Source organism: Allobaculum fili, assembly GCF_020969955.1.
Classification (GTDB): Bacteria; Bacillota_I; Bacilli_A; order Erysipelotrichales; family Erysipelotrichaceae; genus Allobaculum; species Allobaculum fili.
This window is the reverse complement of sequence record NZ_JAHDSX010000189.1, coordinates 1-234: the sequence shown is the minus strand read 5'-3', so window position 1 is coordinate 234 and position 234 is coordinate 1. Positions and strand designations below refer to the sequence as shown.

Annotated in this window: 1 protein-coding gene; it reads left to right on the top strand. The window is 44.0% G+C overall.

The features are described from left to right. A partial coding sequence (locus Afil_RS11005) for a hypothetical protein (protein WP_439647333.1) occupies positions 1 to 234 on the top strand: 234 nt, incomplete at both ends.

Genomic DNA, 234 nt, shown 5'->3' with positions numbered 1-234 from the left:
TTCTGTGCATGGCCATTCTTCGCGTCTGCTATCCGCATATCAAAGACTGCGAACTCAAAGAGAGTTACGATGAGTCGTTTCTGACGGAGCTGATGCCAGAAACCGCGATGAGCAAGAATACGATCAGCATATTTCAAAAAGATCTTGGAAAAACGTGTAACCGAATTCTGAAGTTCATGAAAAACCGGGCAGCTAAAGTTGGGATTGATGATCATCTTCTGATCGATGGAACAC